The organism is Algoriphagus taiwanensis, assembly GCF_036245645.1.
Lineage (GTDB): Bacteria > Bacteroidota > Bacteroidia > Cytophagales > Cyclobacteriaceae > Algoriphagus > Algoriphagus taiwanensis.
The window spans coordinates 41,441-55,867 of the sequence record NZ_BTPE01000020.1 but is presented as its reverse complement, the minus strand read 5'-3'; the positions used below and the strand labels follow the sequence as shown (position 1 = coordinate 55,867).

Genomic DNA, 14,427 nt, shown 5'->3' with positions numbered 1-14,427 from the left:
GGAAACAAAACTCCTGAAGAAATCCATCAAACCAATCAAAAAACAGATCGATTGTGGAAAAACTATTACCCCAAAAACCGTACACTTGTAAACCAATAAAAGGACTAACAGAAATAGTCAATCAGTATCAGGATTTAAACAATAACCTGTAAACTATTTTTAGGACGAGTCACCAACCTCCCATACCCCCATACCTCCAAACCCCCAAACCCCCACTGGCGCAAGTCTCCTGACTTGTGCCTCAACTAACTCCATCCCCCTTCTCCCTAGGCAGGATTTTTTAATTATAAGGCGTTCCGTCCTTTGCGCTGGCACTGATTTCGAGATACATGGCCAGCGCGAATCATTTACGTTATCATTTAAACCATGGGTTAAAACCCATGGCTACTGAAAGGTTTGACCCCTACAGGGTCATGTCCCTTCCTCATGGTTTGTGGCTGGTCCTTTACCATCGCTGTTCGGGTCCCGATAAATATCGGGAGCAATCCCGAACTCTTGTCTATGGATTTGTAATCCCACTACTTGTTATCCTGCTTCTCCAGAAGCAGGATTTTTTATTAAAAGCGTTCTATCCTTTGCGCTGGCACTGACTTTTTGTTTCCAGATCGAGATCCATGGCCAGCGCTGGTAAGTAAGTTTAGTCTTTTACCCCGGGTTTCGTCGTTCCTCCTTACCCGGGGTTATTAATAGTTTGACCCCTACAGGGTCATCATATAAATAAATGGAGGTTTCTTCGCTGTTCTGCTTCACCCCGCTGTTTGAGTCTCGATAATCGGGAGTAATCCGCTGTTCGGGATTTGCAATCCCGAACCTTTTTTTAGGGATTTGTAATCCACCTTCTTGTTATCCTGCTTCTCCAGAAGCAGGATTTTTTGTTTAAGGCATTTCGGTCTTTTCGCTGGCACAGACTGTAAGTTTCCAGATCTTGATTCAGTTTTTCTGCCTTTTCTTTTTTACCAGTCATATTTATGGGTTTGAAAAGATGCTGGAATCCAAATGGGAAATAGATCAAGAGGAGGGGAGAGGATGGAGTTATAAAAATCCAGGGGAACCAACACTTTTTACATCAACCACAGCAGATCGGTTAAACAAGCTTGAACTTTTTTTCAGAACTTTTTTAAAAGAAAGCCGAACCAATGGTGAAATCTACGAAGCAACTTTACATCAAGGTTTTCGGCCCAAACATGCAGTAGAGGTACTAAAAGGCTTTACCGCTCAAAATCAAATTATTGTGACACCAACTGACGGTCAAAAATGGAGAAAAGGGTCCTATTACATCAATTATGACGATTATTGTAATAGGTCAAACCGAATTTCAATCCAATTAACCTGATTTACCATGGCACAAACCTCAATTGAATGGACCGAATTGACCTGGAATCCGGTCACTGGCTGCACCAAGATCTCCGCAGGCTGCAAATTCTGCTATGCAGAAGTCATGACCAAGCGCCTAAAGGCTATGGGAGTAGAGAAGTACCAAGCTGGATTCAAAAAGGTTAGAATCCACGAAGATGCCTTGAGCATTCCTTACACTTGGAAGAAATCAAAAGTGGTGTTTGTCAATTCCATGTCCGATCTCTTTCACAAGGATGTGCCAGTAGAGTTTATCCAAAAGGTATTTCAAGTAATGAAGGACAATGGTCAGCACGTATTTCAAGTCCTAACCAAGCGGGCAGATCGACTGGCTGAGATTAGCCACCTCTTGTCTTGGTCACATAACATCTGGATGGGAGTTTCTGTAGAGGATGATCGGGTACTGGACCGGATTGATTTTCTTCGTCAAACAGGAGCAAGAGTTAAGTTCTTATCCTGTGAACCGCTGATTGGACCTTTACCCAACCTCAACCTAAATGGCATCGACTGGGTCATCGTCGGCGGAGAGAGTGGTCACAAGCCCCGACCTATGGATCCCGAATGGGTCTTGGATATTCAGGAACAATGCCAAACCGCCAAAGTGGCTTTCTTCTTCAAACAATGGGGTGGCAAAAACAAAAAGAAAGCCGGCCGCGAACTCAATGGACAAACCTATGATGAAATGCCGGAAGTGGAGTTGGAAAGGTATATTTAATAGTTTTTTCTTTCTTCGCGTAATTAAAAATTCGCTGTTGTTTGTGCTATATCCTAAATGGATTTTCTAATTTTTAAGTAGAAAACGGGTTATATTTTTCTCAAATATTCATCAACTCAAACTATGATTTGGGCTTTAGTTGAAAATAGGAAAATTGAAGCGAAACCAAAATTAGATGGAATATGCCCCCTTTGCAGGAAGAAGGTAATTTCAAAATGTGGTGAAATTTATGTGTGGCATTGGGCTCATGTAAAAGATGAGAATTGCGACACGTGGTCCGAACCTGAATCTGCTTGGCATAAGCATTGGAAAGCAACTTTCGGAAAGGAAAATTCAGAAGTATTAATTTCAAAAGACTCAGAAACCCATATTGCAGATATTCTGACTAAAAATCAGATAGTAATTGAATTACAGAATTCCCCTATTTCAAAATCAACAATTAGAGAGCGAGAAGATTTTTATGGTGAACGGATGATTTGGTTAATTAATGGGGAGGAATTCAGAGTGAATCTTACCGTAAAAGATGAATGGGACGATCAAGATTCCATTGAATTGAAAAGCCTTCCCCGTAAACCTATACGATGGAAAAGGAGTGCCCCTGAGGTCAAAAAGGGAATTAATGGAGAATTTTTTAAATGGAAATTTCCTCGCAGAAGCTGGAAAGATGTACAAAGACCTTTGTTTATAGACTTTGGCGAGGATTCGCTATTTATGGTGAAAGAGGGAATGGGTACAACTCAGATAAGAGGGGTATACATTAAAAAAGAAAAGTTCATTAAAAAATACGGCGGTGATTTTAGCTTCTACATTCAAATTCAAAAGGAAAATCAAGATCAACCGCTATGAGCATCAAGGCTATTGATCTTTGAAAAAATGCCCCTCAATTTACCTCATTAAAGTGCTGCGCCGGAACTTGAAAGGACCACTTGAAACCAATCCTTCTCCAAAGTCCCCAAGGTAAAATCAAGCGAAGCTTTTTCAAGATCAGGAAAACCAAAGACCATCAGACGAATTCAAAACTCCCCCTTCCCTCCCAAAAATCCACAGTTTCTACGCGATTTTTTACATTTTGTCCAAAAAATACCCACCAGTGGGTATTTTTTCTTCCCTAAAAATCCCTTTCTTAGCATAACGAAGCTTTTGATAATTAGTTGATAGGATTTTGTGGTAAGTGATATTTCGGTTTTTAGGATCTGGAATTGGAGTAAATTAGAAGTTTTGGATTTAAAGAGGATTAAAATTGATTTTTCGATTTAAGATGAAAAAGGAGTTAATCGCTTCATTGTTCCAAAAATTTGAAGAAGCCTGTCATAACCTTGATGGAGGGTTAGAGTGTTAGAGTGGCTGCGATTTGCAGGAGATTTTGGGGTATTCCGATTGGCGTAACTTCACCAATGCAGTTCAAAAGGCGGTAAAAGCATGTGAAAATGCAGGAGAAAAGGAATCTGATCATTTCGTTGGTATCACCAAAATGATAGAAAATAGAATGCAGCCATTTAGTAAGTTCAACTTTTTCGGAAGCAGATTCATTTTCGATTTGAATCCGAAATTTTAATACTGTTTAATAGAAGGTGACAGATTCACAAATAAAATATCAAAGGCGAATTGTCTGTTTTTTGGATGTCCTTGGCTTTGGCGCCTTGCTTAAAGAATTCGAGGAAGATGCGGATTTGAACAATGAGGTATTTTCTTCCGAAAATTTGATCTCGGAAAAAGCGAATGATTTCATCAACGCATTTAAGTCAGTAGTTCAATTGATCCCCGAAAATTATTGCAGGTATTATCTATTTAGTGATAATATTTGCATTGCCGCCGATATGGAAGAGGACAAAACTATTGCCAATGAAATTCTTTTTGTTGTATCTAACCTGTTTCAAAAAATGGCTTCATTGGGCTATTTCCTAAGAGGAGGAATTGACTACGGTTGGATGCTCGACGAAGAAGATATTGCAGTAGGTCTACCATTGGCCAATGCGTATCTTCTGGAATCTAAATCAGCCATATATCCAAGAGTTGTAATTTCCGATACATTTCGAGCTTTATTGGAAGATATTAATGCTGATTTTGATTTTCAGTTAAAAAGTGACCAAGAGCTCACTTATATTGATCCGTTCTATAATGTGATCAGAGCAGAGGATCGACGGGATTTTTTTGAAACTTACAAAACAAAGATTTCTGAAAAATTGGAAATTCATAAAGACAAACCGCCAATTGAACAAAAATTCATTTGGCTCGCACTTTCTTATAACAACTTTTTAGACCAGTTTGTGGAAAATAGTGGGATATTGATTGAAAATGAAGAGGTCGCTGATGATGAGATTGAATACTTGAGAAACTTAAAAATTGAATTGCCATGAGCTCAACCCTAAAATATGTACCGGTATTTAGAGCCAGACAACAGGAGATTTTGGTATTGAAAGAGACGGAATTTGGCTCAAGTATGTACCCAATGATCGAAGTGATCAAGGAAAAGGATAGAAAAAATAATCAACAGACTCCTTTTGAGATCTACAGTGATTTGATCAATTCCATCAATTCTGAACACGTTTTTTTATCCTTACCAAACTATATCAAACTCTCCAATAGTACTCAATCTGAAGTAATCACATTTTCTAGAACAATACTTGAATCTGTATCAAGTAGGGTTGATTTTCTAAGTCAATTTGCTGGTGTGGACAAAGTTGTTCCTGTTATATCCTCCCTAGTGAATCTTCAGGGTGAGGCAAATACAATTACCAGGCAATCGGAAAGTCTAAGAGATCGTTTTCCTAGACTTGCCTTTATGACAAACACTGATTCCTTTGACGCGGATATACTTGAAATTGAAGCGGTAATCCGTTTAGGATCGGATTTTTTTATCTATGACTTGGGAACCGTCAGTCCTACCAATCCAATTTTCAGAAAACACAACCGTATCCTGAGAGAAGACCGATACCAAGGGCTTACAAAAATTATAATTCGAAGTGCCTTAAACTCGGACATAAAAAATGTCGGTTTGGACCATAATGATGTTATTTCCGAGGCCGATAATAGTTTGATTGAAACATTTGAAAGAGAAAATTTTGATGCTTTTGGAGATTATGTAGGCATAAAAAAAGATGATTTGACTGCCGGAGGTACTATCAGTCCTGGTTTTATATTTTATGATCCTTATGATAACCTGTACTACGGATTCAAAGCAGAAGAAAAGAAACTGTCCCAATTCAAGGACTTTATTGTTCCAGCAGTTTTAGGGAGTGTACCCTTTGTTAGGCTTAAAGAAAATTATCCTTCCTTTATTGAAGGTAATGCAGGAATCAAGTTACTCCAGGATATTAATTCCGGTTTAGAGAATGGACAGAATCAGGCTAAATTTAAAAAGATAGCCATGCAGCACTATCTGCACTGCATGAAAGTTTGGATCGAGGAAGGCCGAACTATCCCGCTTTATCTGGAATAGATCAATTGTGGGCTGATCGGATGATGGAAAAAATATTGATAGTCCAGTGGGAATATTTCTGAGGACCGTTCTTTAATGAAATTCCACTTTTGGGTATATCTCTTCTTTAGGATTTTTTTGAAAGCTTCATTGATCTCTGTCGATGAATAGTTAGCCAGAATCCAATTGGATTCATTTGATTTAAACTCGATTCTCAGCTCCTTAGAAGTAAGTATGGATAGTTGGGATTTTGGGTTAATAGATCGATTTCGCCTAGAAGCCCTAAATCGTTTCAGCTTTTTGTTTTTGACCGTATAGATTCCAAACTCATGTGGCAACACTTTTTCAGCCTTCTCTAGGTGCTTTTCACCGACTACCAAATAGTTGTATTCAAATAATGCCAAGTAATCCTGACTTTGTTTTTCCAGCTTTTCCAAGGAGTCAAATTCGGATTTAATCTCAAAAGCGGTGGTTACACCGTTAATTTTGAGTAGATCAAGTCTCGAGGACAAAGCTTTTACCTCGAAAGCCCCTATAATATCTTCCTCAAAGAAAGTCTTGGTAAGCAGTTGCTTCAAAAACAACTCATCTTCCAAATGCGATTGGGCAAAAGAATTAAGTTGTTTGAGAAAATCTATTTTCGATTGGAAGGAGAAAAGAGTACTTGGTTCCAGTGGTTCCACCCATTTAGCCAACTCTTTCTCACTCATAAGGGGATGGTAGGATTTTAAATTTTTGGCGGTAAAAAATTCCCGGAGGCGATCCAAATTTTCCATAAGCAAATAAAGGATTTCGGTTTGGAGTAAACAAATCTCAAGCCATAAAGCAGGCAATCTGCTACTGTGAGTGACAAAACTCAAGGCCAAAAATTACCTGATCCGAATGGTGCGAAATTTAGGTCCCCACCTCTTCCCACCCAAAAATCCTCCCTTCCCCCTCGCTTTTTTTTACTTTACCCCAAAAAATACCCACCAGTGGGTATTTTTTCTTTCCCAAAATCCCCTTCCTTAGCAATAAGAAGTTTTTGATAATCGGACAGTGTAAGCGGGATAGGCTCTTATGGATTACTATCCTCACATTTTCTACGTCGTGATCACCCTCTTCTTTAAGGAGATAGGACAAGCCATCAAAAAATCTTCTTGTGGGGGCTGAGCGTAAAATATTTCCTATGGAAAGATTTAGCGAGGAGCCAGATAGTAGTGTAGGAGGCTTGGGCTAGCTAGCAGGGTAGGTTTGTGAAAGGGCAAGAAAATTAGAATCTTTCCCAAAGTAAACTTTGGAGAATAGAATTTACCAGAAAAATTAAACACTATAGAATTAGAGGCTTTATAGAGCTTAGCGATCCGATTTAGGTCTATAATCACGGAAAAATCGTGCTAATTAATGAAGATATGTGATATTTTAAACCAAAACTATGAGTCTCAAATTCACCTCAGGAAATTTAAATCAATTAAAAGATATTTTATCACCACTAATCCCTGATGATTGGAAAGAAATTAATGTAAACACATTTCAAGTAAAAGTAAATGGAATTTCAATTAATTTTTACACCACTACGGGAACTATTCAATTCCAAGGAAATCCCGAAAAGTCAAGAGAATACGAAATACAAGTTGAAAAACTATTAAATGGTGAACAAATTACTATTTCTACTCCAATAGAGGTTGAGAATTCAGTAAAAGAAGAAAAGCCTAAAAAGCAAAGTAAATTTTTATCCCAAAACTTCAATGATTCTGAAATAATAATTGGTCTAGTAGGTGCAATTGGAACTCAATACCAATCTGTTAAGGATATTATTAGAACACGTTTAGAAAATAATTTTAACTACCAAGTCGAAGAGGTTAAAATTTCAGAAGTAATTCTAGAAAAATTGCCGATACACACACCTCCAATAGGATCTGGTTCCCAACATTATGAAAGAATTAGCAACCTGATGCAAATTGGTAATCAGGTCAGAAATATTACAAAAAACAATGCTATTTTAGCTTTAGGTGCGGCCTCAATTATTAATAGTAAAAGGGAAAATGATGTTTTAAGAAAAGCTTATATTATAGAGTCAATAAAACACCCTGACGAAGTTAAAGCATTAAGAGAAATTTATGGTCAGGGATTCTATCTTATTGGAGTCTATTCCGACATTAATCACAGAACAAAATACTTAATTGATGAATTAAAAATTTCAGATGAGGAAGCAAATACCTTAATTGCTAAGGACGAAAGCGATGATGTAGGACACGGTCAACACACTTCTGACACTTACCATCTTTCTGATTTTTTTGTTGATGTTAATTATAATAGTCAAGAACTCAAGCAAAGTCTTTTTAGATTTTTAGATCTAATTTTTGGTTCCCCTCATTTAACACCTTTATTTGAGGAATATGCAATGTTTATGGCTTTTACAGCTTCATTAAGGTCTGCTGATTTATCTAGACAAGTTGGAGCTGTTTTAACAAAAAATAATGATATTATTGCAACAGGAGCGAATGATATTCCTAAATATGGTGGAGGATTATATTGGCCATACTATGACAAAAAGGATAATAAATTTACCGATTTCCCTTTTGGAAGAGATTACACAAGAGGATATGATTCAAACGTTATTGAAAGAAAGAAAATTATTGAAGAAATTTTAAAAAAATCTGCTGAAAAAGGTATTCCAATTGAGGAATTGGAAACCATTCTAAATTCTAGTAGGCTTAAAGACTTAATAGAATTTGGTAGGGTTGTTCACGCAGAAATGGAAACCCTTATGACGTGCTCTAGAAATAATATTTCATCAAGAAATAGTGTGCTATTTTGCACGACATTCCCTTGTCATAATTGCGCAAAACATATAATTGCTGCGGGTGTTGACAAAGTATATTTTATTGAACCATATCCAAAGTCAAAAGCATTAGAATTTCACTCAGAATCTATAAAATCAAAAATACCCGATGACGAAATGAAAGAAAAACAGGATTCTACTTATTTTATACCATTCATTGGAGTTGGACCCAGAAAGTTTTTCGACCTATTCTCATTAAATTCAGGTTCAGGTCGATCTATAAAAAGAAAAGATAAGGATGGAAACGTTGTTGAATGGAATCCATCAACCGCAAAACCGAAGATTCAACTTTTACCAATTTCGTATATTGAAAGAGAAAAGCAAAGTAGTGAAAAGTATATTGAGCTTATAAATAAAACTAAAAAATAAAAAAAACATTTAACAACTAAGCTTTCGTTGCGTGCGTAGCACAGCCCGTCCCGATGATAATCGGGAAACAATGAAAGCGCTTTTACACTACCTGTCCCGATTATTTCAGGAAAACCGGTGGAGTGCTTATGGGGATTGAATCGGAATTTCTTTGGATTTGTAGGACCTGATAGCTGAAAAAGTCTCCGCAGAATTGCTTGTCACGTTAAAAAAATAGGCGATCACATTACAGAGTTTATGGTCCTCCATTTCTGGTATAGAATGGATTTTCCAGTTTACTTGTCGCCTAATTTTAGACTTTAATCTGGGCAAGCCAATTATTAATCCGCCTTCCATTTAAGATTGGCGACTACTTTATTGGCTAGTTCTAGTTTTTTAGGAAACAAAACGGTCTTGGAAGTATGGTTCAGCGAAGAATCTCTATTGATTTTTACCCCAAATTTGCTTGCTCCTTTTAGTTTATCCTTCGGCTTCATAATTGCCTAATTTTATGCTTATCAAGTTGTAGTTATTCCTACCTATCAATGAAAAAACCTTCAGATTTCACCTGAAGGGGCTTTTTTGGAATTAGTTTATACATTTTTTAAAGTTTTAAAGGTAGGAATTAGACCATTTCTAGTTCCAATCCCCTTACTTCCTGTAGATTTTCCATAGTCAGCCCTATATACGGACTGGTTACTATGAGATGCTCTTTTAGATCCTTTGGAAGGTCATAGAGAGTTTTATCATCATCGATGATGACAAAATCCTTAGGTCTTGAATGGGTCGCAAACCATTCCAAGATTTCGTCTTTTCGTTTTTTTAATCCGTGTGCGTATGGGAATCTATCAAGCTTATTAACTACGATCCCACGTCGGAGAAATACTTTTTTCCACTCGTGCAAGGTAAACCTATCTCTATGACTGGTACTCAAGATAATTTTTGTGTCCGGAGTAATTAATGAGTTGAGGCTTCTAACTGCCTTTTCTAAGAACACAGGAAAGCCGTCTTCCAGAGTTTCTGGAACTTTCCAGGTGGCACCTGAAACCATTACACCATCTATGTCTAAGAAAATCAACATTTTGTAAAGCTAAGATTATGTGTCGAGTAGTGCAAGAAGTTCTTCTAAACTCATTTCGTTTAATCTTGCATCTTCTTCATTCAAAAGCCTAATTTTGGCTTCAGTATCCCAATCCTCCTCGACCAATATAACGTTTTGCCAATCAATTAGTTCCTTTGCCGAAGACCTTATCCCTTGAATTCGATCTAAATTAAAATTAGCCAGCTTGGAAGCTAGATATCTATGGTGTCCATTTAGAATTACCCCCTCATCTATTTGAATACTTCCAAATCTTAAATTTAGTATCATTTTTTTATAAATGCGCTCAATAATTGGTAGACATAGTTTTTTATGAGTTGAGCCCAACTCAAGCTCACCATTGTTCATCAAGTTAAAAAGTTGATCCCTTAGATTCATGGTTAAAGTAATTATTAGACAATAAATTAAACCCGTTCCTCATTCACCATTTCCCAACCCATGGGTCTCATCATTTATGATTTTCCTGGCCTTTCTATTTGGTTAATGTCCGCCTTTACTTTTTTGAAGTTTTCAATAAATGTGTAGAAGGTGAATTCCTCCTTAATTCTCCAATTCAACCACCTCACCCCCTTTTCCCAATTACTGCTCCCTCAAATCCTGACACACATACTCCAACAACTTACAAGGATCCTCATCAATCGCCTTGGCAATCAGGTAAAGTTCTGCTGCGGTTAGTTTGGTTTTTGGATTCAGAGTAAGCTCACCGATTCTTTGCGGTGTTAGCCCTGTTTTTCTTGCCACATCTGATTTATTAACAGATTTTCTATTCAAATATTCCCCTAGTCTGGTCATCAAGTAAATCTTTATTTAAATGTATGAAAACATTAAAAAAATCAAGAAAAAAATGATTTCAATTTTTGAAATATCATTTTTATAATGATATATTTACAGAATAACATGATAATGATTGAAAGAAACAAGGGTGATACCTCAGAATTCGGTATCCAAATTAAGCTAGAGGCACACCAGGCTATAAGGTGTAGAGATGCACTGATACGCATATTAAGCCAGATTCCAGTGCAAGAGAGCAATCAGGTACAGCTGAGTGATATTAAAGAAATCTTTAAGCTGTTGGACTACATTTCAGAAAAACTGATTCAAAATGAAAACAGGGTTGATCCGATTTCTTGATTTTTCTAAAGCCCAAACACAGACTAGGTGTAGGTTAGCAGTTGCTGTATCCCTGGAAATACCTCATTTTATGGCTGGAATTTCAAGATTTGATCTACTCTTTCCCTTAAAACCAAAGAATCCTATTTGAGGATCCCACGATTCACTTTTCTACTCGGATTGCTCCTACGCGCGCAAGGACAGACCATTGAAAATTCGAGTTTCCCTTTTCTTGATTTTGGAAATACTATTGAAATAAGGTAGAAATACTGTTGAAATACCTTGGAAATAGAGCCGCCTTTGACGTCTTAAATACTTGATTCTATCAGTATCTCCAGTATTTCGCGACCGCAGGGAGCCTATTTCGAGAAGCGTATTTCAGCATAGCGGTATCTCGCGAAGCTTATCTCAGCGTAGCAGTATTTCCCTCAAACCTATCCCTTGCCGCCAGTGGATGTGCCTGGCACGGTGGAAATCGAAGATTTCTTAAGAGTATCAAGTAGTTGGTATCAAGTATCAAGAGTTGGACGGACCGAAATCCGATATCCGACATCCGAAATTCTAATTTTCTCAATCATGTCAGCACTTTCATTTCCAACTTCGAGAGTCAACAAAAGCAGTAAAATGCTTTTCAAAAACCTGATCAAAAACCCTACCTGAACCTATTTTTTCTCTCGGATTGCCCGACTAGGACCTTGTAGCCTCCGGTTGGCATACTTCTACGAATCCGGGAGTGACGCCAGTCATTAAGGAAAGATGATAAGCTGATTTAGTATCGCGAACCCATTATCTCACCGACCGCAGGGAGGTGTATTTCACTCCGACGAAGGAGGAGTGTATTTCGCGCTAGCATTTCTCAGCAAAGCGATATCTCGCGAAGCGTATTTCAGCACAGCGGTATCTCTTTCCTAGTGACTCTTCCAGAAGGAACCGATCGACTGCAGCGTATCTTTTTCCTTCTACTATCTACTTATTTATTAACTCATTGATTGCTTGGCTTATACGGAGTCAGGATGGATAGCTATTTCCTAATCCGAAATACAATTGAAACACTGTTGAAATAAAATCGAAATAAAGCCGCCTTCGGCGTCTGAAATACTTGATTCCAATTCGGAACCCAATATCTCACCGACCGCAGGGAGGTGTATTTCACTCCGAGGAAGGAGGAGTGTATTTCGCGCTAGCATATCTCTGCGAAGCGTATTTCGGCGTAGCCATATCTCTTTCCTCAAATCAAGCAATCATCACAAACCACTAGTAGCATGAAAAAATTTCTATTCACATGCTTCCTGGCATTGTCATGCCTTTTCCAGAAAGCCAGAATTAAGCTCAAGGCGATAAAAGAACGCCTTGGACTTCTTAATCCACCCACCGCTTTGCGGTGTAAAGTGCTCATCAAATATCTCGCCGCAGGCGTATTTCACGTGGCGAAGCGAAGTGTATCTCGCGCAGTCTATCTCAAATACCCAATACCTAATTGCATTCCAGTCTACTTTATTTTAATAGGCATTTGTTGTACATCACCCAGTCAGAGTCAAGTTGCTGATTCACCCGGTGCAGATTTTCCTCAGAGGTCTGTGCCCAATCGGGGCGGGGAGACCCGCTCCGATACTTTCGAAAACTTAAATTTTGGTTTAGTTGATAGCGACCAGGACAATGAGGAAGGAAATGGAGAAGTAATTTTCCATTCCTCCTCTGTCCCAGTCTTTGATGTCACAACCAATTCTGGCCGAGAAACTAGCTCTAAGATTACTGAAGCTCAAAGTCTTGCTTCTTGTGTCTTGTGTCTAGATACTAGAAATGGTTTAGTTGAAAGCGACCAGGACATGGGTGCAGGGGAGGGGATCTCAAGTCTCCAACCCGCCCCATTCCCAGTCTTGGCTTCTATTGATCAGACTGCTTCGTCTCACCCAAGAGCTCTCCACTGTGACGACCCGCTACATCGGACACCCGACACTTGTGTTGAGCAAAGTCGAAGCATCCTGCAGCGGACCTCTCTTCCGTCTCCCGTCTCCGGTCTTCTCTCTTCCAACCCCTCTTCTCTCCAAGATTCCACCTTCCTTTTTATCCGGTTTGAGTTAGAAGGGGCACCGACCAAAATACCCGGTAATCTAAAGGTTTCCCTCAGTTCGCAGGAATTGGATTTCCGGCATGATTACTTTCTCCAGCTCCAGGATTCACTTAGCCTTTCTTCCGGAGAGTTTCTGGAAGGTACCAATGGACTTCAGCTTGGAGAAACGAAAATCCCCTTGCAGGCAGGCTTTGGCAGGGTGGAAATCAAATTAGGCACACAGATTCTGATTCAGGATCTCTGGGTACAGCCGAATGATTCACTCAGGGTAAATATGGATAGGGATACTGGCAAACTTCTCTTTTTGGGACCTCAAAAGGAAAAGTTCCGCCTTCAGGTTCAGCTTCAGGATTTGGCTTTGGCAGAAAATAAATCCATCAATCCCATCATGCTTATCTCAAGCAAGGATCGGATTCTGGACAGCCCGGAGAAGATAGCCCAATACCAACGAATTGAGGAAAACCAGGCGGTTGGATGGAATAGAAAGATGGAACTCTTGGCTGAGGATTCTGAACGACTCCACCGAGCCAGATTCCTACTGAATACCACAGGACAGAATCATCCGGTGTTTCGGGAGTTGATTCGGTATGGGGATGATCTGGACCCGCAATTTTATGACTGGCTCTGGCTTTACTGGAAAGGGAAACTCAGAAAGCAGGCCTTGGACTTTATGGTGCTCACCCAATCCAGCTCGCCGGAGTGGGGTCAATTGCTTTTGGAAAATGCGCTGGAAGAGGAGGAATTAAATCGGGTGAACTTCCTCAAAGAATATCCCTTGGAGTTTGTGGAGGCTTTATATGTGGAAAACTACCTTTTGGAAATCTACTCAGGCATTTCCTTTATCCACCTTACCGAGGCTTTGCCCAAAAATCTTCAAAACCAGGTGAATGCCTTCTTCCTTGTCCGGCAATATAAGGAGTTGGAAGTAGCCGATTCCTTGATCGCAGGTTTGTTGGATAGGACTGAATCCCCTTGGATCAAAGAATACCTCCAGGACATTTTACTTGCCAACCTAAAGGGAAGTGAGTTTTTGAATGAGCCTTTCTGGAATGAACAGGGCGAGCCGGTCTATCCCGAGTCATGGAAGGGAAAGTTGGTTTTTCTTGACTTTTGGTTGAGCGGTTGTGGAGCCTGTCTGGCTTTTGCAAGAAACAAATTTCTTCCCCTGCTGGAAGAGTTTGGGAGCCTTTCCGACATTCTTTTTGTCACCATCACCGGAGACAAGGATCTGGCACATTGGAAATCCACACTGGCCCAAGACCAATTGACTACCCCTAAGGCATTGAATCTTTTTGCCCATGGGGTCAGCCACCCGGCTTTGAAACAATACCATATTCAGGCCTTTCCGGAACAAATGCTCCTGGATAAGGACGGCAAAATCCTTCAGATCGGAGGATTTCCACAAGACCTCGAAGGGTGGAGGCAACTGCTTCAATCCTATCTGAACGGGGACTCCCCATCTATCCATACACTTACTCAATCCCATTGA

Annotated in this window: 12 protein-coding genes; 8 read left to right on the top strand and 4 right to left on the bottom strand. The window is 39.2% G+C overall.

Annotation, left to right across the window (positions count from 1 at the left end):
- Window positions 1-380: 380 nt before the first annotated feature.
- From AAA938_RS19030 to AAA938_RS19005, 6 genes are all read left to right on the top strand, one after another.
- Entirely contained in the window at window positions 381-590 is a 210-nt protein-coding gene (locus AAA938_RS19030) for a hypothetical protein (RefSeq protein ID WP_338230365.1), read from the top strand.
- Between the two features lie 335 nt (window positions 591-925).
- Window positions 926-1,333: a hypothetical protein gene (locus tag AAA938_RS19025; protein WP_338230364.1), complete on the top strand. Its 408-nt coding sequence runs from the start codon at window positions 926-928 to the stop codon at window positions 1,331-1,333.
- A gap of 6 nt (window positions 1,334-1,339) precedes the next feature.
- Window positions 1,340-2,068 (top strand): DUF5131 family protein, encoded by a 729-nt coding sequence (locus AAA938_RS19020; RefSeq protein WP_338230363.1) that lies wholly within the window; start codon window positions 1,340-1,342, stop codon window positions 2,066-2,068.
- 123 nt (window positions 2,069-2,191) lie between these two features.
- The gene (locus AAA938_RS19015; RefSeq protein ID WP_338230362.1) at window positions 2,192-2,914 is read left to right on the top strand and encodes a competence protein CoiA; all 723 of its coding nucleotides are present in this window, start codon (window positions 2,192-2,194) and stop codon (window positions 2,912-2,914) included.
- Window positions 2,915-3,684: 770 nt separating this feature from the next.
- Window positions 3,685-4,425 (top strand): hypothetical protein, encoded by a 741-nt coding sequence (locus AAA938_RS19010; RefSeq protein WP_338230361.1) that lies wholly within the window; start codon window positions 3,685-3,687, stop codon window positions 4,423-4,425.
- Window positions 4,422-5,507, top strand: coding sequence for a beta family protein (locus AAA938_RS19005; protein WP_338230360.1), 1,086 nt, complete (start codon window positions 4,422-4,424; stop codon window positions 5,505-5,507). Before AAA938_RS19010 ends, AAA938_RS19005 begins: the two co-directional genes overlap by 4 nt.
- On the opposite strand, the gene AAA938_RS19000 is transcribed toward AAA938_RS19005, so the two are convergent.
- Window positions 5,495-6,196: a sce7726 family protein gene (locus AAA938_RS19000; protein ID WP_338230359.1), complete on the bottom strand. Its 702-nt coding sequence runs from the start codon at window positions 6,194-6,196 to the stop codon at window positions 5,495-5,497. The two genes, AAA938_RS19005 and AAA938_RS19000, sit on opposite strands and share 13 nt — an antisense overlap.
- Before the next feature lie 704 nt (window positions 6,197-6,900).
- Between AAA938_RS19000 and AAA938_RS18995 the strand changes: the two genes are divergently transcribed.
- Complete coding sequence (locus AAA938_RS18995) at window positions 6,901-8,679, top strand: anti-phage dCTP deaminase (protein ID WP_338230358.1); 1,779 nt, start codon at window positions 6,901-6,903, stop codon at window positions 8,677-8,679.
- Between the two features lie 604 nt (window positions 8,680-9,283).
- On the opposite strand, the gene AAA938_RS18990 is transcribed toward AAA938_RS18995, so the two are convergent.
- The 3 genes from AAA938_RS18990 to AAA938_RS18980 all read right to left on the bottom strand — a co-directional run bounded on the left by AAA938_RS18990 (window position 9,284) and on the right by AAA938_RS18980 (window position 10,549).
- Window positions 9,284-9,739 (bottom strand): HAD domain-containing protein, encoded by a 456-nt coding sequence (locus AAA938_RS18990; protein ID WP_338230357.1) that lies wholly within the window; start codon window positions 9,737-9,739, stop codon window positions 9,284-9,286.
- A gap of 15 nt (window positions 9,740-9,754) precedes the next feature.
- Window positions 9,755-10,135 carry a hypothetical protein gene (locus AAA938_RS18985; protein ID WP_338230356.1) on the bottom strand — a complete coding sequence of 127 codons (381 nt, stop codon included), beginning with the start codon at window positions 10,133-10,135 and terminating at the stop codon, window positions 9,755-9,757.
- Between the two features lie 201 nt (window positions 10,136-10,336).
- Window positions 10,337-10,549, bottom strand: coding sequence for a helix-turn-helix domain-containing protein (locus AAA938_RS18980; RefSeq protein ID WP_338230355.1), 213 nt, complete (start codon window positions 10,547-10,549; stop codon window positions 10,337-10,339).
- 1,580 nt (window positions 10,550-12,129) lie between these two features.
- Here AAA938_RS18980 and AAA938_RS18975 point away from each other — a divergent pair.
- Window positions 12,130-14,427, top strand: coding sequence for a TlpA family protein disulfide reductase (locus tag AAA938_RS18975; protein ID WP_338230354.1), 2,298 nt, complete (start codon window positions 12,130-12,132; stop codon window positions 14,425-14,427).

Bases quoted from the DNA above. Each gene is read 5' to 3' on its own strand.
- AAA938_RS19030 (WP_338230365.1), top strand. From the start codon at position 381: ATGGCTACTGAAAGGTTTGACCCCTACAGGGTCATGTCCCTTCCTCAT.
- AAA938_RS19020 (WP_338230363.1), top strand. From the start codon at position 1,340: ATGGCACAAACCTCAATTGAATGGACCGAATTGACCTGGAATCCGGTC.
- AAA938_RS19015 (WP_338230362.1), top strand. From the start codon at position 2,192: ATGATTTGGGCTTTAGTTGAAAATAGGAAAATTGAAGCGAAACCAAAA.
- AAA938_RS19005 (WP_338230360.1), top strand. From the start codon at position 4,422: ATGAGCTCAACCCTAAAATATGTACCGGTATTTAGAGCCAGACAACAG.
- AAA938_RS19000 (WP_338230359.1), bottom strand. From the start codon at position 6,196: ATGAGTGAGAAAGAGTTGGCTAAATGGGTGGAACCACTGGAACCAAGT.
- AAA938_RS18995 (WP_338230358.1), top strand. From the start codon at position 6,901: ATGAGTCTCAAATTCACCTCAGGAAATTTAAATCAATTAAAAGATATT.
- AAA938_RS18990 (WP_338230357.1), bottom strand. From the start codon at position 9,739: ATGTTGATTTTCTTAGACATAGATGGTGTAATGGTTTCAGGTGCCACC.
- AAA938_RS18985 (WP_338230356.1), bottom strand. From the start codon at position 10,135: ATGAATCTAAGGGATCAACTTTTTAACTTGATGAACAATGGTGAGCTT.
- AAA938_RS18980 (WP_338230355.1), bottom strand. From the start codon at position 10,549: ATGACCAGACTAGGGGAATATTTGAATAGAAAATCTGTTAATAAATCA.
- AAA938_RS18975 (WP_338230354.1), top strand. From the start codon at position 12,130: ATGAAAAAATTTCTATTCACATGCTTCCTGGCATTGTCATGCCTTTTC.